Origin of the sequence: Cellvibrio mixtus subsp. mixtus J3-8, from assembly GCF_000766945.1 — a bacterium.
Classification (GTDB): Bacteria; Pseudomonadota; Gammaproteobacteria; order Pseudomonadales; family Cellvibrionaceae; genus Cellvibrio; species Cellvibrio mixtus_A.
The window spans coordinates 190,688-209,141 of record NZ_KN266212.1 but is presented as its reverse complement, the minus strand read 5'-3'; the positions used below and the strand labels follow the sequence as shown (position 1 = coordinate 209,141).

Below are 18,454 nucleotides of genomic sequence, written 5' to 3'. Positions count from 1 at the left end.
TTTCAATTTCATTAAACGATTTTTAAAAGGAAAATATTATGAGTAATTCACGTCGCGATTTTTTATTGAAAGCCGGTTATGGTTTGGGCGGTTTGGCATTAACCAGCGCACTGCCTGGCGGCGGTTTTTTTGCCACGCCGGTACTGGCATCCGAATTGATAGATCCACTTGCACCGAAGAATCCACATTTTGCACCTAAAGTAAAATCTGTGATCTGGTTACATCAAAATGGTGCACCGTCTACATTGGATTTGTACGACTACAAACCGGAATTGATCAAACGTGCAGGCCAGGAAATTGCGCCATCCTTTTTAAAAGGACTTAACGTTGCAATTCGCGGCGGCACGGGAAAACTGTACGCTTCCAATCGCAGCTGGAAACAATACGGAGAAAGCGGTGCCTGGTTTTCTGATTTATTGCCCAACCTCGCTAACCACGCCGATAAACTCGCATTTATTAAATCCAGCGTGACTGTGGGCGCAACACACGATATTTCTATTTTGAAATTAAATACCGGCTCATTGAATCCTGGCCGCCCTACACTCGGGGCATGGATTAATTATGCATTAGGTTCAGCTAATCCGGATTTGCCGTCTTACGTTGCACTTTACAGTGATCAAAAAGAACCGCGCGGCGGCAGCGCCAACTGGACCTCCGGATTTTTACCCGCTGTTTATCAAGGTACTCCATTTCGTCCGGGCGATTCGCCCATTCTGCATTTGGAACGCCCGGAAAATTTCTCGGCGGAACAACAGCGCAACAGTTTAAGTTTGTTAAATAAACTGAATCGCCATGGCTACGCCGATTACGCGCATGATACTGAATTGCAAGCACGCAACCGTTCTTATGAATTGGCATCGCGCATTGAAATCGCAGCACCTGAAGCCGTAGATATCAGTAAAGAAAGCGATGCAACTAAAGAGCTTTACGGGCTTAATGATGAAGTCAGTAAAGGCTACGGCGCAAATTTATTGCGTGCACGCCGGCTGGCGGAACGCGGAGTGCGTTTTATCCAGGTAATCTCCGGTGATTTGGAAATCCGCGGCGAAAATCGCAACTGGGATGCCCACAATAGTCTCGATGAAAATCACGGCAAACATGCACGCGCCGTTGATAAGCCTATCGCCGGTTTGCTGGAAGATTTGAAATCACGTGGTTTATTGGATTCAACCTTGATTGTATGGACTTCAGAATTTGGCCGTACTTCGTATGGACAAAGTGGTAACGGGCGCGATCACAATCCGTGGGGCTACACCCAATGGCTGGCCGGTGGCGGTGTGAAAGCGGGCTTCACTTACGGTGAAACGGATGAAGTAGGTTTGCGCGCAGTGGGTGAAAATGTTGTCGACACCTATGATTTGCATGCAACCGTATTGCATTTGCTCGGGTTGAATCACTTGAAAACAACCTTCCTGCAAAATGGTCGCTCCGAACGGCCGACCGTAGTGTATGGAAAAGTCGTTAAAGAATTGCTGGCTTAACACATCGAACGTTTTGTTAATATTTTTAGGTCTTCACCATCACCGATTAAGGAACGAGTGGTAAAAAGAAACGAGTGATAAAAACGAACGATGAGCAAAACGAAAACTTTCCTCCAGGCCGTCCGTGTAGCTATATACCGGGCGGCTTTTTTATCAAGGCAAAGAAGAACCCACCAAAACACCTTGTGTTTTTATTTAGTCCACACAAAAAAATTACCAAAGAAAATCCATTAAAGCTTATAACCACATGCAATGGTTATTGCTGATAAAAATCTAAGTAACCATTTGCTTTGCGCCAATTATCGCTGCCATAATCCAATCGTACACACAAGTAAAGTATCGAACTCACTAAGTCGTGCGTCGAAAATCCCACAAGGTCGTGGGATTTTTTTTGACTTTAAAATAGTAAAAATCCATTCAATCCATGATGCCTTTACCTTTAATTGAAAAACGGAGCTTCTCTATGTCACCCATCAAGCGTAAAACGCTTTTCACCTTAACAGCAGCGCTATTTTTTATTGCCAGTGCCCAGGCCCAACAACAGCAAATTGATTACAATACGGTAGAAATAAAAACCAATAAAATCGGTGACAACCTTTATACCCTGGAAGGTGCGGGCGGAACGATCAGCGCCCTCACCGGGCCGGATGGTATATTTTTAGTGGATTCACAATTCGCTCCCCTCACCGACAAATTAGTTGCTGCATTAAAAAAGATTTCCAACCAGCCAATACGTTATCTGGTGAATACCCATGTACACGGCGATCATACCGGTGGCAACGAAAATTTTGCCAAACAGGGGGCCATTCTTTTTAGTCGCGATCAGCTGCGTGCGCGCTTGGCGAACCCCAATCCCGCGCCTGATGGCACACCCGGTAAACCCGCGCCCGCCAAAGCATTGCCAGTTATTACTTACGACAATCAAGTGACCCTGCATATTAATAATGAAGAAGTTCGTTTGATTCCTATTCGTGTTGCCCACACCGACGGTGATACCCTGGTGCAATTTACCAAACAAGATGCCTTGGCTACCGGTGACTACTTCCGTTCAACTGGCTACCCTGTGGTTGATTTAACCAATGGCGGCACATTGCGCGGGATTCTGGATGGCCTCGGTGCAACTATTGGCCGCGCCGGCCCCAAAACCAAAATCATTCCCGGCCACGGCCCGATTACCGACCGCAATGGCCTTATTGCTGCGCGCGATTTGATTCTGGCCGCACGCGACAAAATTTCCCCGCTTGTTGCACAAGGAAAAACTGTGGAAGAAGTGCTCGCATTAAATCCAACCAAAGAATTTGATGCAAAAGTGGACGGTGTAACCCCGCAAAGTACGGAACGTTTTGTACGCTGGCTTTACACAGAAATAAAAAACGGAAAATCGTAATTAAAATGTAGGGCTGGAGCGTATTCAACAATAAGATTTATTCTCCAGCCAACGCTGTTAGTTTTAACGCACCCGGTTGCACGCCTGCAATTTCCCCTTTAATAAATTCCGCACCTTATAAAAAAAACTGCTGCTTGATTATCACTAATATCAGTGAGCACAATTACGCAGAAAACCGTATTTCAACCAGGCATTGCAATAGATCCAGCAATAATTTTTTATTTATCAACACTAAAAACCATCATAAAAACCAAATGCAATATTTATATTTCCCCAATTTTAATTACCCGATACATTCCATTCTCTTGTAAAAGCTAGCGCGGCTATTTGGCATAGATATCGCAATTCCTCCTGCATCGGTATTTTAATTAACCTCGCGAAAGGAAAATTTATGCGTCTGAAGTCGGCACTGCGCCATCAGTATTTATCCATTCAAGTCAAAAAAATGAGCACTCGTATTTTTTTATTGGCAATCAGTGCATCCAGTTGTTTATCTCTTCCGGTAGTGGCGGCTCCCACTGCGAAAGACATTGTTGACGAAAGTGATAATTTTACTCCAGCCGAAATTAACGATGATCTCGCACAAGCAGCACCACAACCATCAGCGGATCAATTGTCACCGGATCAATTATTGGAGCAAGAACCAACCGCCGCTGGCCGTAACAATACCCAGGGAATTGAAGAAGTGATTGTCGGGGGCAAAAAAGTGATTGTGCCACTGCGCAGCGTTAAAGATGCACCCATTTCAATTTCAATCGTGTCAGGTAATGAATTGGAAAAATTTGAAGTGACGCGGTTTCAGGATGTATTAAAAAAATTGGGCAATGTGCGCATCGCCGGCCAAACCGGCCTGGTAACCGGGCAAAATTTATCGTTACGCGGAATTGGTTTTCCCGGTGGCAGCCCGCAAGATCCTGGTATTGGCGTGAGCGTTGACGGTGTGAGTTATGCGTTTACCGATATGGCCGGCAGTTTTAATTTTTATGATCTGGAATCGGTTGCTGTGACGCGCGGAGCCCAGGGAACACAAGGTGGCCTTGCTGCAAACTATGGCCGTATTACGTTTCGCACCCAAGCGCCGACTTTTGACGATGAAGTACAAGCATCGATAACCGCCGGGCAACGCAATACCTTAATCACCCGCGCTGCTGTTGGAGGTGCGGTGATAGATGACCTGCTGGCTTATCGTGTGACGTTTTTACGCGAGCAAGCCGACGGTCCTTTTATCAATCATTATGACATCACCCAATCACTGTATAACCGCGACCGGACCTCCGCAAAAATCCAGTTACTACTGACACCGGATGAAAATTTCAGCGCGCATTTGAGTGCGGATTTTACACCTAAAGGTGCTGAATACGGTTCCTCGTCTTTCGGTGCATTTTCACGTGCAACACCAACTTACTATGACACACTGAATCCGGAAACCGGTTTACCTATCGCCGTAGTTCAAGAGCTGGAACCAGCGGGACGACTAGAGCGGCGTTGGTTTAAACAAGACCAAAGTTATAATTACCTTGATCCCGATGGAACAAAAAATCGCGTTGAACGCAGCGATGGCCCACCACAAGAGCGCGACACCGGCGGCGCATCTCTTGAACTCAATTGGAAATTAGGCAATTACACCTTGAATTCGATTACCGCTGCACGCGATTTTACGTTTGCCTGGCACGGTAAAAATACCGGGTTACGCGATATCTTCGACATCATGCGCGAGCCTTCGCAAGCCTGGAACAATTACAAACAACTGAGTGAAGAATTCAGTATTTCCTCCTCTGATATTGAAACAGATTTCGGGAAGTTTAATTACAAAACCGGTATTTTTTATTTGCATACAGAAGCACGCACCGGGCAACCCGGGTGGGGAACCCGTTTTGGTTCAGACGCAGGCGCTTACTATGCCACTGTAACTCAATACAAGGCATTGGATACCGACGCCGCTGGCCGTTATTTGTTACTTAACTCCGTTGACCGTTTGAATATCGCAGCACATACAAAAACTGATGGCGATAAATTAGCCTGGTTTGGCAATATTGATTGGAGCCCTACTGAACGTATCAGCATTAATTTTGGTTTACGTGTGTCAGATGAAAAATCGCATCAATTGCAATCTGCCAGTTATATTTCCCATCAAGGTTATGCGCCCGAATTAAATCCGGTTTCGGTAAACAACGTGCAACTTGGCGGATTTGATAGCGACGCTAAAGGTGATATAGATCTAACAAAAAATTCGCTCGCGCAATTAGCCCTGGCGGATTCCGTTGCACTCAAATATTTTAAAGTACCCAATTATGGGAGCCTTAATGCCATACAAAAAAATCAGGTGGCGCAAGCCAAAGCGATACGTGCCGCGCGAATCGGCGGTGTTTATCAAACTACAGCCGCAGAACCCTTTGATGATGTATTAACCGGGGCCAATATAAGCCCGAGCTTTCAACTCAATGATAACCACACGGTTTATTTTTCCTGGCAGCACGGAGAAAAAGCCGGGGTTTCACAAATTGTGGGAGCGACCAAGGAAGGCGGAAAATCGGCGCTGACGAAAGCAGAAAAAACGGATAACTATGATTTGGGCTGGAAAGCTAATTTACTGAACGATAATTTAATCCTCAGCACCAGCATCTATTATCTGGATATCAATAATTACATCCAATCACTTTATTATTACGATGCTGAACAGACCCGGATTAATGACGATGGCAAACCGGCTTATACCGCAGGCTTGGGTAATGTTCCAAAAATTACTGCCAGGGGCATTGAGTTTGATGCAGCCTATACACTCAATAACACTACGCTGCGTTTTGCCGGCGCGTACAGCGACCCCCGCTATAAAGATTTCCAGTACGCGGCTAAACCACCGGAATTAGGTGGCCTGCTATCGGCCCCGCCCTATTACGATGTCAGCGGCAAAACCATCGCCGGTGCCTCCAAAGTCTCGTTCAATATTTCACTTGAGCATACCGAATTGGTTTTCGGGGATAACGAATTGCACGGCAATATCAATTACAACTATGTGAGCAGTTTTAATCCCAATACCTCGTTATCCCGTTATGCAAAACAGGATGGTTATGGATTGACGGACCTCGCCATTGGTATCGCCACCAATAATCGTAAAGTCGATTTCACCCTGATTGTGCGCAACCTGTTTGAGGTGGAGTACGGCAGCCTTTACGACTGGAACAGTTTTTCACCCAGCGAGCCGCGCTGGATCGGCGTGAGCTTGAGTAGCAAATTCTTTTAATCGACAAGCAACATAATTTCTTGCTGCGTGAAAAAAACGCAGCAAGAATTAATTAATGGCTAATCATCCACGGGCGCATGGAGGGAAACATTTTATTCCCGCCAGCGGTGTACATCAGGTTGGATTTGCGAATCGGCTTATCACCGCAACCGCAGCCTTTACCGTGTTTATGCTCGCGTCGCGCTTGTTGTTCAGCGCGATAGTCAGGCGTCGAAAAAACCGGGGCATTCATCGCCGTTTCATTGCGTTGATGGGCCATGCGGTTTTCTTTTTTCATATCCAGGAATTCCGGTGCGAGCATAATTACCCGCGCGCATAATTTTGCACACTCCGGGCACGCCATGGGTTTGCTGGAATCTTCCATTGCGGCTAATTCGTAAAACAACCCATGGTCGGCGCATTTGTAGTCGTAAACAGGCATTACAAAACCTCACTGGCATAATTAGATTTTCGCAGGGCGGGCTCCGTCATTCACTTCGGGACACGCCGTGAATACATCCCTGTAGGCTCGGGCGCAGCATCCATGCTGCGCACGGTCCCGAAGCAAATGCCGGATCCCACCTCAACAGATCCTACCTGCATCGAAAAAATAAAAGTGACTCTATCTCACCACTATTTATCTTTCGAAAGCGGGACATCAGTACCCGGTGTAACCTTTTTCGTCGGGCCTTCCGCCGTAGGATTCACATCGAAATCAAAAATATCTGTGGGCAACCATAATGTTGCACAGGCATTCGGAATATCCACCACACCGGAAATATGCCCTTGCACCGGCGCACAACCAAGGATCGCGTATGCCTGGGCTTTGCTGTAACCAAATTTGGTTAAATAATTAATTGCATTCAAACACGCCTGGCGATAGGCAACATGAACATCCAGATAATGTTGCTCGCCATATTCATCGACAGAAATACCTTCAAAGATCAGGTAATCGTCGTATTTGGGTGCGATTGGGCTCGGCTTGAAGATAGGATTTTTGATCCCGTATTTCGCCATACCGTCTTTAATTAAATTTACACGCAAGTGAATCCAGCCCGCCATTTCGATTGCGCCGCAAAACGTAATTTCACCGTCGCCCTGACTGAAATGCAAATCGCCGACCGAGAGCCCGCCACCTTTCACATACACCGGGAAATAAATTTTTGAGCCGCGCGATAAATCTTTAATATCGCAGTTACCACCGTGTTCACGCGGCGGTACAGTGCGCGCACCTTCAGCGGCAGCGGCCTTGGCCGCATCACCACTTAATTTGCCCATGTGTGCCGTATCGGCGTAAGGCAATGTTGCCAATGCAGGCACACGCTCAGGTTCGGTATCGTAAAGTTCTTTTTCGCGTTTGTTCCACTCCAGCAGCATTTCTTTGGAGGGCAAGCAACCAATCAAACCGGGATGGATTAAGCCCGCAAATTCCACATTGGGCACATGGCGGGATTTGGTAAACATACCATTAAAATCCCAAATCGATTTTTGCGCTTCCGGAAAATGTTCTGTTAAAAACCCGCCGCCATTTTGCTTGGAGAAAAATCCGTTAAAGCCCCACAGGCTTTCCTGGAATGCGCCGATATCCAGAATATCCACCACCAGTAAATCGCCAGGCTCTGCGCCTTCCACACCCACCGGGCCGGAAAGGAAATGTACTTGTGACAAATCCACATCGCGCACGTCATCCGCGCTGTCATTGTTAGCGATTTGCCCACCGGTCCAGTCGTAGCATTCGATAATAAAATCCGCACCAGGTTTTACCGTCGCCGCCATGGGAATATCCGGATGCCAGCGATTGTGGATATTTTCATTCTCGTAGGGAGTTTTTTTTAAATCTATTTTGATAATCGTTTCAGCCATGGTCTGACTCCTGGTGTAGGTTGGACAATTCGTCGCGGAACAGGGTCAGTATCTGGCGCAAGGCGCATACTCTCAATACGACAAATAGCGCGCGCCTATACGTCATTCACCCCATAGACAAACATACATAACCAAATTTCAGGTGCGCGCGCGCACTCATCAATTGTGCAAAGACTGTGATACACACTGATTCTGCTGAACCAACAACCGTTTGATTTATCTCATGGGTAACGTTAATAAAGTAATCTGTACGAGGTACCTATGGCATCATCCCAACTACTTAAAACTGCTGGTATTGCCGGCATTTTTTTACATATAGTGTTGCAACCGGTATATGCCGTTGAAAACCAGCAACCGGAACGGGATGGAAAACGTGTTGGCCCACCGGAAGAAGCACTGCTGGCGTGCAAAGGGTTGGTGGAAAATGATCCATGCAGTTTTGCAGGACGCAATGATGAATTAATTAATGGTATCTGTAGCTTGCCTCCGCGACGCGGTGAAACAGCAACACTGGCGTGCAAGCCAGATAATATGCCGGAGCCGCCCGAAGGCGGGCAAGATGGGCGCGAACCACCGCCGGATAGAAATGATTAAGCAATGACGTGATTTACGCTATCAATAGGAGGAAAAAAGCCAGCGATCGCCCGAGACTTAGCGAAAGCTGGCTGAAGCTGAAGTATCATCCAGGGTCTACATTAAAAACTATGTCGATAAAAAATCACACTGACAAATAGGAAGCCACTTTCGCTTCGTTTACTGTCTCCCGTAATTCTTCATGCACAATCTGGCCTTTCTCAATCACCAGGATTCTATCGGCAATATCCAGTGCAAAACTTAATACCTGTTCGGAAACAACAATTGAAAGTCCACGTTGGTCACGAATGGCTTTCAGGGTGCGCCCCATTTCGCGAATGATTGATGGCTGGATTCCTTCGGTGGGTTCATCCAGGAATAACAATTTGGGATCACTTGCTAAGGCGCGCGCGATAGCCAATTGTTGCTGCTGCCCGCCCGATAAATTTCCACCGCGACGGCTGCGCATTTCCTGCAATACCGGGAACATATCGTAAAGTTCTTTTGGTACCGAACGTTTTTTGGTAGTGGTTAATCCGGTTTCAATATTTTCTTTCACGGTCATACTGGAAAAAATCATACGCCCTTGCGGCACAAAACCAAAACCGTTAGCAACTCGCTGAAAACTTTTCAACTGGCTGACTTCTTTACCATCCAGTTTAACGCTGCCACCGGAGCTGGGAATAACACCCATTAATGATTTCATCAAGGTGGTTTTGCCCATGCCATTGCGCCCCATCACCGCCACAATTTCGCGCGGCTTCACTTTAAAATTCAATCCGTGCAACACTTCGCTTTGGCCATAACTTACGCGGTAATCAGATACAGCTAACATAATTAATTCCTCATAAGTAATTAGTGACCAAGATAGACTTCAATCACCTTCGGATCATTCTTCACTTTATCGACTGAACCTTCGGCGAGAATTTTCCCCTGGTGCAATACCGTGACCTTGTCAGCGATTTGCGCAACGAATTGCATATCGTGTTCAATCACAATCACCGAGCGGTCTTTAATAATGCTGCGTAACAATTCCGCTGTTTGCTGGCGCTCGCCAACCGACATGCCTGCAACCGGTTCATCGAGCATTAGCAAATCAGGGTCTTGCATAAGCAACATGCCGATTTCCAACCACTGCTTTTGTCCATGGCTGAGCAACTCGGCTTGTCGGTCCAACTGGTCGCCCAGGAAAATCATGTTGGCCACTTCATGGACCTTGCTGATGACTTCTTCATCGCGCTTGAAGGCGAGCGCTCCAAATACGGAACGGCCACGGGGAAAGGAAATTTCCAGGTTTTCAAATACAGTGAGATCACCGTAAATAGACGGATTCTGGAATTTCCTGCCAACACCGGCTTTGACAATTTCGTGTTCGCGCAATTTGGTTAATTCGCGATTGCGGAATTTGATCGAGCCGTCAGTGGCTTTGGTGCGGCCGCAAATTAAATCCAGCACGGTCGTTTTGCCCGCACCATTAGGCCCGATAATTACGCGGATTTCATTTTCATCCACGTAAAACGTTAAGTCATTTACCGCCTTGAAACCATCGAAGGAAACCGTGAGCCCTTCAACAGCAAGCACAAAATCTGTATTGCTACTCATGGAGTGCTCCTTGTGGGATAACCGGGGTTTCCGTTTTGGTTGCAACGGGCTTATTTACGAGGGGCGTAGCGGGCGGCGGTGGTGCCGCAGCTACCGCCGGCTTTTTGCTGAAAACTTTCGCAAAAAGCGCATCCACCTTGGGTGCCGCATAAGTGTTATACAAACCCGCCAAACCATTGGGGAATGCCATTACTACGGCGATAAACAATCCGCCCATCGCGAACAACCATAATTCGGGGAAACTTTCGGAAAAAGATGTTTTTGCGGCGTTAACAATCAATGCACCGTATACCGCACCGATGATTGAGAGGCGGCCACCCACGGCGCAGAAAATTACCATTTCAATCGAAGGTACAATTCCTACTAGCGTTGGCGACATGAAGCCCACTTGCAAAGTAAACATCGCACCGCCGATTGCAGCGAAAACACCGCCAATGCAGAACACAAAGATTTTAAAATTGGCAACGTCATAGCCGGAGAAACGCACTCGATCTTCTTTATCGCGCATCGCCACCAATAAGCGGCCCAATTTACTTTTGCGAATAAATTGTGCGGCAAAGAGGCAGGCAAATAACAAAGCAACACACAAGAAGTAGAAGAAATATTTGGCGCTATCGGTGCGGATATCAAAACCGTGGAGCGTGCGCAAATCTGTCATACCATTCACGCCGCCGGTATAACCTTGCTGGCCGATAATTAAAATCGTGAGGATTGCGGCCAGTGCTTGCGTGATAATCGCGAAATACACACCGCCCACACGACGTTTAAACATGGCTACGCCGATGATGTAACCGAAAATGCACGGCAACAAAATAATCGCCGCCAGCGTAAAACCGAAACTGTGGAAGGGCTCCCAGAAAAAGGGCAATTCAGTGAGCTGGTTCCAGTCCATAAAATCGGGAATGCCGGGTGTGGATTGGATTTTAGTGCTTTCGGGATCAGACGCTTCCAGCTTTAAAAACATCGCCATGGCATAACCGCCCAAGCCAAAAAACACGCCCTGCCCTAAACTTAAAATCCCACCGTAACCCCAACACAACACCAGACCAACAGCAACGAATGCGTAAGTTAAATATTTGCCGACGAGATTGAGGCGGAAAATATCCAGTGTGAGTGGCAATATCACCGCAAGGATAATTGCCAGCACCAGAAAACCCAGCATTTCTTTTTTCGGAAAGAGTGCACCAAAACCTTGATAAGACATAATCAGTTACTCCTCTTAACGACGCACTTTCAAGGTGAATAAACCTTGCGGGCGCAACATCAGGATAAACACCACGAATAACAACGTGAGCACTTTGGACATGGAACCACTCATAAAGAATTCCATGGTCGATTGCGCTTGTGAAATGGTGAAGGCTGATGCGATTGTGCCGAGCAAACTGGATGCACCGCCAAACACAACTACCAGGAAAGTATCCACAATATAAAGTTGGCCGGATGTTGGCCCGGTTGAACCGATCATGGTAAATGCGCTACCGGCCACACCGGCAATGCCGCAACCCAAGGCAAAGGTTACGCGGTCCACTTTTGCGGTATTAATTCCCACTGCGCCGGCCATTGCACGATTCTGCACCACTGCGCGCACTTGGGTGCCCCAGCGGGAGCGGTACATTAAAATTGCAACGGCGAGTGAAATTCCTATCGCAAGGCTCATCACAAATAAACCATTAATCGGCAATTCGATTGAATCGGTTAATTGATACGAACCCATTAACCAATCCGGCAACGTCACACCGACTTCGCGTGCACCAAACACGGTGCGATAAAGCTGTTGCAGGATCAAACTCAAACCCCAGGTGGCGAGCAATGTATCCAGTGGTCGGTGATATAAGTGGCGAATCATCGCCCATTCCACTAATGCGCCTAGCGCACCTGCGGCAATAAAGGCGAGCACCATCGCGAGAATAAAGTAGATGCTGAAAAAATCTGGCAAGTACGTGGAAAAAACGTGCGAGGTTAAATAAGTCACGTAGGCGCCGAGAATCATAAATTCGCCGTGCGCCATATTGATTACGCCCATTTGCCCGAAAATAATGGCGAGCCCGAGGGCCATAAGGACAAACACTGAAAATAAAATCAATCCCGCTACGCCTTGCATGGCAAAGATCGATAACAATTCCGAGGTACTGTATTCAGCAAACATGGCTGTATCCTCATCATCTCGTTTAAAAAATTAGCTATTTCATCGCAGGAGTGATGCGTAGAGTTCAATTTAAAACACGCCGTAAATACGTCCATGTAGGCTCAAATCGGCCTTCTCTTCGCGCTCCCGGCGCTTCGAGAAACTTCCCACATCCCTGTGGGTCGTCCATGCCTCATATGGTTTTAAATTGAACTCTACTCCTCACTCATCACCATTTTCGTAAATTCAAACAGCCAGCTTTTCAGCTGGCTGTAATTTTTATTATTGATAACCTTTCGGGAATGGATCCGGCTCGATCAAATCTTTAGTCTCGAACACTACGTCATACTGACCGTCGGTACGGGCGTGGCCGATACGGGTTTTGGACCAGAGGTGATGGTTCGGGTGAACTTTTACGTAACCTTCCGGTGCAGTAGTCAACTCTATGCCGGGTGATGCAGCGCGAACTTTATCGATATCAAATGAGCCGGCTTTTTCCACTGCGGCTTTCCACAACCAGGGACCGAGATAAGCCGCTTGGGTTACGTCACCAATCACGATGTCTTTACCGTATTTCGCTTTAAAGTCAGCAACAAATTTCTTGTTATTGTCGTTCGGCAAGCTTTGGAAATATTTCATCGCCGCGTAAGCACCCACCATGTTTTCACCGCCGATGCCAAGGATTTCGTCTTCGGTTACGGAGATGGTCAATACCAGTGGTTTCTCTTTGGTCATATCGATACCGGCCGCTTTCAATTGTTTGTAGAAAGCCACGTTAGAGCCGCCTACAACAATTGCGTAAATCACATCCGGTTTTTTCAATTTTATTTTGTTGATCACCGAGTTAAATTGCGTGTGACCCAGTGGATAATATTCCTCACCTACTACACTCAAACCTAATTTTTCAATGTGCTTGCGCGCAATTTTGTTGGAAGTGCGCGGCCAAATATAATCTGAACCGAGCAGGTAGAACGATTTCGCACCTTTGGTTTTCACTACCCAATCAATACCCGCAATAATTTGTTGCGTCGCTTCCTGACCGGTGTAAATCACATTGGGTGATTGCTCCAGGCCTTCGTAAAAGGTCGGGTAATAAAGCATGCCGTTGTACTGCTCGAAAATGGGCAATACCGCTTTGCGCGATGCGGAAGTCCAGCAACCAAATACCGCAGCAACTTTATCGTTCACCAACAATTTTTTGGATTTCTCTGCGAAGGTTGGCCAGTCACTCGCACCATCCTCCTGGATAAATTCGATTTTGCGGCCCAACACACCGCCCATTGCGTTGATCTGGTCAATCGCCAATTTCTCTGCTTGCACTGAACCTGTTTCACTGATTGCCATAGTGCCGGTTACCGAGTGAAGGATGCCCACTTTTACGGTGGTATCAGTCACTGCCAAACCGGTGGTATTTACATCGGCAGCATGCGCACTACCAATGGCCAGGGATGCCGCAAGTGTTAGCAAACATTTTTTCCAGGTGCTGGCCGCTTTGGCGGGCCGGCCCAGATGCAATCTATTGTGCTTGATCATTTTCATGGTCTTTCCTCAAGTAATTAAGAGTGGCAAATCCCGATCTAAAAAAATTTAACGATGGAAATAGTTGCGAGCTGTTACCACTGAATTGTTTCGTTCAATATTGCCGTGATTCAAATCAAGTGGCTTTCCAATGTGAGGTTCGTGGGGAAATTGCTTGTCAGCGGAAGCGATTTCACACTTCCCAATCTAGGCGGGAGGGACGGCTTAAACCATTCGATAAATAACACAGACCACTACGTCATTTGACGCATGGAGAACAAATCCATAAGGATTTATGGTCAGAGTTTAAAAGGCACGAGAGAGATCGCGGCTGGCGTGAAGCACACGAACAATACGAATATGGTCGGTGCGCACCCGGTAAAAAATGATATGCGAGGAGTGAATAATACTGCGCAGGTTTGCGCGTATTTCAGGGCGCTCACGCCCTGACGTTGGATTACTAATTAAATCATTAAAGATAGCATCAAGCGCCATCAGGTAACGCGATGCTTGAGCCTTGCCAAACTCCTTTTCGGTGTAGTCAAAAATTGTTCCCAGGTCTGTTTCAGCCTGCGCTGATAGCAGGTAATGCGTAATCGTCCGTGATCTCACTTCGGTTTGATTTTCCCTTTAGCGGCAATAATATCTTGTACGGTTTTATTACTGGTCGGGCCATCCCAACCTTTGGCAATTTCTGCACGCAGCTCTTCGACAATCCGATGACGGTAAATTTCATGGAGTCGCAATGCATCCCGCACAACCTCACTGGCATTCTGATAATCGCCGCCGCTGACTTGTGTAGCAATATATTGCTGCTGCTTTTCAGTAAAGCTGATATTCATTAAAACCACCTGTCAGAAAGTTAATAAGCCATCCAGGCACATATCAATATCCAAAACAACATTTTGGCAAGGCTATCACTCATGTCCATATTTGGCAAACTTTGACAAAAGGGTTACTGGTGGCCTTTCGCTATCTTTCCCAAGGCCCTTCACAGGTGAAAGTTGGTACGGTGATTGACTGGATAAAGCGAGGAAGCTTTAAACGTCAGCAATTATCAGCATTTATGAGCAGGCGCAAAGATCAAATGCACCAAAACACAATAGCTATTACCGATGCTGCACAAACAAAGCGCATTTTAAAGGCCTTTTTACTTTGACCGAGACGTTCCCGGATGAACAACTGTTTAACGGGGAAACCATGACCGCCAAGCAACATATTTTTCGCGTGCGGCGCAATTACAACCAGTGGGTCGCGAACCAGACACTGGAAGATTACGCCTTGCGCTTTACCGCCAAAAGCGCACGGCGATGGTCGGCTGCGCGCGTCGCAACGACAGCATTGGGCGCAATTTCATTTCTTGCATTAGAGGCGATTGGCGGTGCGATTACATTGCACTACGGATTTGATAATGCCGTTGCCGCTATTTGTGCGGTAAGCCTGATTATTTTTTTAACCGCAATCCCCATCAGTTATTACGCTGCCAAATACGGTGTTGATATTGACCTGCTGACGCGCGGTGCAGGGTTTGGTTACATCGGTTCAACGATTACCTCGCTGATTTACGCTTCGTTCACCTTTATTTTTTTCGCGCTGGAAGCCGCCATTATGGCGATGGCGCTGGACCTGCTTTTTAAAATTCCGCTGGTATGGGGTTATCTGATCAGTTCAGTGGTGATCATCCCGCTAGTGACCCACGGCATTACGTTTATCAGTCGCTTCCAATTGTGGAGCCAACCACTGTGGATTGTGCTGCAACTATTGCCATTTGTTTTTATTATTTATGCCGATGCCAGTGCAGTAGAAAGCTGGACTGAATTTTCCGGCAGTTTGCCGCCGGAAAATACGCAGGGAATAAGCATTCTATTATTTGGTGCGGCATCCGCTGTGGTGTTTTCGTTAATTGCGCAAATTGGTGAGCAAGTGGATTTTTTGCGTTTTATGCCCGCACCACAACCGGAAAAAAAATGGCGCTGGTGGGCGGCGTTGATTGCCGGTGGTCCGGGCTGGATTGTTATTGGCTCTATAAAAATCCTGGCGGGATCATTCCTTGCCGTATTGGCGATTAACCATGGCATCGGCATGCAAGAAGCGGCCGACCCCACGCGCATGTACATGGTGGCATTCAGCTATATCGCCAATTCACCGGAGGTCGCGTTATCGGTTGCCGGTATTTTTGTCATCATCAGCCAATTAAAAATTAACGTAACCAATGCTTACGCGGGCTCAATCGCCTGGTCGAATTTTTTCTCACGCTTAACCCATAGCCATCCGGGACGGGTTGTATGGTTGGTGTTTAATGTGGCGATTGCATTATTGCTGATGGAGCTGGGGGTTTACCGCGCACTGGAACAAACGCTCGGTTACTACGGCATAGTGGCTGTTGCCTGGCTGGGTTCATTAGTGGCCGACCTGGTAATCAATAAACCACTGGGTTTCAGCCCACCACATATTGAATTTAAACGCGCGCATCTCTATGACATAAACCCGGTGGGTTTCGGTTCCATGCTGATTGCCTCTGTTGCCGGCATCACCTGCCACAGCGGACTGTTGGGCGATATTGCGCAAGCGCTCTCACATTTTATTGCGCTCGGTGTTGCGCTCTTATGCGCGCCGTTAATCGCATGGGCAACAAAAGGCCGCTACTATCTCGCACGTCCTGCAGTTAATTTGGCCGCCGAACATAATTTGCAAGACAAAAAACATGCATGCCTTTCCTGTTGTATTTGCGAACACAAATTTGAATTGGAAGATATGACATATTGCCCGGCGTATGCCGGGCATATTTGCTCACTGTGTTGCTCACTGGATGCGCGCTGTAATGATCACTGCAAACCGGGCGCGAATTACACTGAACAAGTCGGCATTTTTTTCAAAAAATTTCTACCTCACTCGATTACCGATAATATCAATTCCCGCCTCGGCCATTTTTTAATTCTGGTGCTGGTCATTAATGGCCTTTCTGCAATTTTACTATCGCTGATTTATTTCCAGACACCGATAGACGCACCCGAGACTGCCGCATTGCTGGAGGCAACATTGTGGAAAGTATTTTTCCTATTAGTCATTGTGACAGGTGTAGTGAGCTGGTTATTTGTGCTCGCCCATGAAAGCCGTGTTGTTGCACAGGAAGAAACCCAGCGGCAAACCCGTTTATTAATGGAAGAAATTGATGCGCACGAACGCACTGACCGCGCATTGCAAGCGGCAAAAGAAGAAGCTGAAGCTGCGAACCTTGCAAAGAGCCGTTACCTTACCGGTATCAGCCACGAATTACGTTCGCCGCTGAATGCAGTTTTGGGTTATGCACAATTATTGGAAAAAGATCCCAGCATGCCTGCGCACCGGCGCGATGCGCTGGGCGTAATTCGTCGCAGCGGCGAACATCTGGCAGATTTAATCGAAGGCTTGCTGGATATCTCCAAAATCGAAGCGGGCCGCCTGGATTTACACCAGGATCAGGTGCGCATCGCCTTATTGTTGGAACAATTGGTACACATGTTTCGCCTGCAAGCTGAAGCCAAAGGTTTGCAATTTATTTTTGAATGCAATGATCGCTTACCGGAATTTGTGCGCACCGATGAAAAACGCCTGCGCCAGATTTTAATTAATTTATTATCCAATGCGATTAAATACACTGATAAGGGCAGTGTCACTTTTAAAATTCGCTACCGCAGCCAGGTTGCCGAATTTACCGTGACCGATACTGGCGAGGGTATCGCCACTGAAAATATTGAACGTATTTTTCGCCCCTTCGAACGTGTGCGTCGCCCCGGTTCTACGGCGACCGGAACGGGTCTCGGTTTAACCATCACTCGTTTGCTCAGCGAAATTATGGGCGGTGATATTTCCGTTTCCAGCACTCCCGGTAAAGGCAGTATTTTTAAAGCGAGCTTGATGTTGTCCAGCATCAATAAACCGCACACTGAATCCATTACCGCACCGGTGCAAACTATTTACGGTTATCGCGGCCCTGTACAACGCATTATGTTAGTGGATGATGAGTTATCACACCGGCAACTGATGCGCGCCATGCTAACACCGCTCGGTTTCGATATTATCGAAATGGATAATCCGCTCAATGTTATTGCCCGCCTCGCCCAGGAATTCAAGAATGAAACAGCGCCGGATTTAATCATGCTGGATGTGTCCATGCCAGGTATGAATGGCTGGCAACTGGCGCAAGCCATTCGCGACAACCATTACGCATTGCCGATCATTATGGTTTCTGCAGATGCCAGCGAAGGAAAAGAGTTGCCAACAGAACACGATGACGAAGAACTACCGCTACACAATGCCTACGTTATTAAGCCCGTGCGAATTCAGCTCCTGTTGGATCACATCGGGCGCCTGCTAAATATAAATTGGCGTTATGAAAACGAAACGAAAAAGGATATTGAAACGCACATTAATACAATTGGCGAAAAAAATATTATTGCAACTGATGCAAGCAATAACATCATCACACTACACGATTCTGATTTAGATGAATTAGTCAGGCTTGCAGCCATCGGCCATAAAAAAGGGTTGCAGGAAAAAATCCGACAACTACAACACCATGGACATTATCCGCAACAGGATGCGCAATTACTACAACAACTCGCCAGCTACAGCGCCAATTTTCAATTTGAAAAAATACTCGAATTGATTGATCAGTACACCGCCGCCGCTGAGCCATTTTAAGA

15 protein-coding genes are annotated in these 18,454 nt (G+C 47.0%); 6 read left to right on the top strand and 9 right to left on the bottom strand.

The window, feature by feature from the left end:
- Positions 1-38: 38 nt before the first annotated feature.
- The 3 genes from A596_RS18145 (at position 39) to A596_RS18135 (ending at position 6,109) form a co-directional block, all read left to right on the top strand.
- The gene (locus tag A596_RS18145) at positions 39-1,481 is read left to right on the top strand and encodes a DUF1501 domain-containing protein (RefSeq protein WP_039917446.1); all 1,443 of its coding nucleotides are present in this window, start codon (positions 39-41) and stop codon (positions 1,479-1,481) included.
- Between the two features lie 463 nt (positions 1,482-1,944).
- Positions 1,945-2,868 (top strand): MBL fold metallo-hydrolase, encoded by a 924-nt coding sequence (locus tag A596_RS18140; protein ID WP_052417663.1) that lies wholly within the window; start codon positions 1,945-1,947, stop codon positions 2,866-2,868.
- A gap of 391 nt (positions 2,869-3,259) precedes the next feature.
- The gene (locus A596_RS18135; protein ID WP_039917443.1) at positions 3,260-6,109 is read left to right on the top strand and encodes a TonB-dependent receptor; all 2,850 of its coding nucleotides are present in this window, start codon (positions 3,260-3,262) and stop codon (positions 6,107-6,109) included.
- A 52-nt stretch (positions 6,110-6,161) separates the two neighbouring features.
- Here the strand turns inward: A596_RS18135 and A596_RS18130 are convergent, their stop codons facing one another.
- Both A596_RS18130 and fmdA read right to left on the bottom strand, forming a co-directional pair.
- Positions 6,162-6,530 carry a zinc ribbon domain-containing protein gene (locus tag A596_RS18130; RefSeq protein WP_039917441.1) on the bottom strand — a complete coding sequence of 123 codons (369 nt, stop codon included), beginning with the start codon at positions 6,528-6,530 and terminating at the stop codon, positions 6,162-6,164.
- 191 nt (positions 6,531-6,721) lie between these two features.
- Positions 6,722-7,951: a formamidase gene (fmdA, locus tag A596_RS18125; RefSeq protein WP_039917439.1), complete on the bottom strand. Its 1,230-nt coding sequence runs from the start codon at positions 7,949-7,951 to the stop codon at positions 6,722-6,724.
- Positions 7,952-8,212: 261 nt separating this feature from the next.
- On the opposite strand from fmdA, the gene A596_RS18120 reads away from it, so the two are divergent.
- Entirely contained in the window at positions 8,213-8,545 is a 333-nt protein-coding gene (locus A596_RS18120; protein WP_039917437.1) for a hypothetical protein, read from the top strand.
- 124 nt (positions 8,546-8,669) lie between these two features.
- Here the strand turns inward: A596_RS18120 and urtE are convergent, their stop codons facing one another.
- The 7 genes from urtE to A596_RS18085 all read right to left on the bottom strand — a co-directional run bounded on the left by urtE (position 8,670) and on the right by A596_RS18085 (position 14,611).
- Complete coding sequence (urtE, locus tag A596_RS18115) at positions 8,670-9,359, bottom strand: urea ABC transporter ATP-binding subunit UrtE (RefSeq protein ID WP_039917435.1); 690 nt, start codon at positions 9,357-9,359, stop codon at positions 8,670-8,672.
- Positions 9,360-9,379: 20 nt separating this feature from the next.
- Positions 9,380-10,126: an urea ABC transporter ATP-binding protein UrtD gene (gene urtD, locus A596_RS18110; protein ID WP_039917434.1), complete on the bottom strand. Its 747-nt coding sequence runs from the start codon at positions 10,124-10,126 to the stop codon at positions 9,380-9,382.
- The gene (gene urtC / locus A596_RS18105) at positions 10,119-11,288 is read right to left on the bottom strand and encodes an urea ABC transporter permease subunit UrtC (RefSeq protein WP_412130336.1); all 1,170 of its coding nucleotides are present in this window, start codon (positions 11,286-11,288) and stop codon (positions 10,119-10,121) included. Before urtC ends, urtD begins: the two co-directional genes overlap by 8 nt.
- A 57-nt stretch (positions 11,289-11,345) precedes the next feature.
- The gene (gene urtB / locus A596_RS18100) at positions 11,346-12,272 is read right to left on the bottom strand and encodes an urea ABC transporter permease subunit UrtB (protein ID WP_039917431.1); all 927 of its coding nucleotides are present in this window, start codon (positions 12,270-12,272) and stop codon (positions 11,346-11,348) included.
- 261 nt (positions 12,273-12,533) lie between these two features.
- Complete coding sequence (gene urtA, locus A596_RS18095; protein ID WP_412130335.1) at positions 12,534-13,784, bottom strand: urea ABC transporter substrate-binding protein; 1,251 nt, start codon at positions 13,782-13,784, stop codon at positions 12,534-12,536.
- Positions 13,785-14,075: 291 nt separating this feature from the next.
- The gene (locus A596_RS18090; protein ID WP_200882964.1) at positions 14,076-14,381 is read right to left on the bottom strand and encodes a type II toxin-antitoxin system RelE/ParE family toxin; all 306 of its coding nucleotides are present in this window, start codon (positions 14,379-14,381) and stop codon (positions 14,076-14,078) included.
- Complete coding sequence (locus A596_RS18085; RefSeq protein WP_039917427.1) at positions 14,378-14,611, bottom strand: type II toxin-antitoxin system ParD family antitoxin; 234 nt, start codon at positions 14,609-14,611, stop codon at positions 14,378-14,380. Before A596_RS18085 ends, A596_RS18090 begins: the two co-directional genes overlap by 4 nt.
- Positions 14,612-14,730: 119 nt before the next feature.
- Between A596_RS18085 and A596_RS18080 the strand changes: the two genes are divergently transcribed.
- On the top strand, positions 14,731-14,928 hold the full coding sequence (locus tag A596_RS18080; RefSeq protein ID WP_039917425.1) for a hypothetical protein: 198 nt from the start codon (positions 14,731-14,733) through the stop codon (positions 14,926-14,928).
- A 41-nt stretch (positions 14,929-14,969) separates the two neighbouring features.
- Complete coding sequence (locus tag A596_RS18075) at positions 14,970-18,452, top strand: ATP-binding protein (RefSeq protein WP_039917423.1); 3,483 nt, start codon at positions 14,970-14,972, stop codon at positions 18,450-18,452.
- The last annotated feature ends 2 nt before the right edge of the window (positions 18,453-18,454 follow it).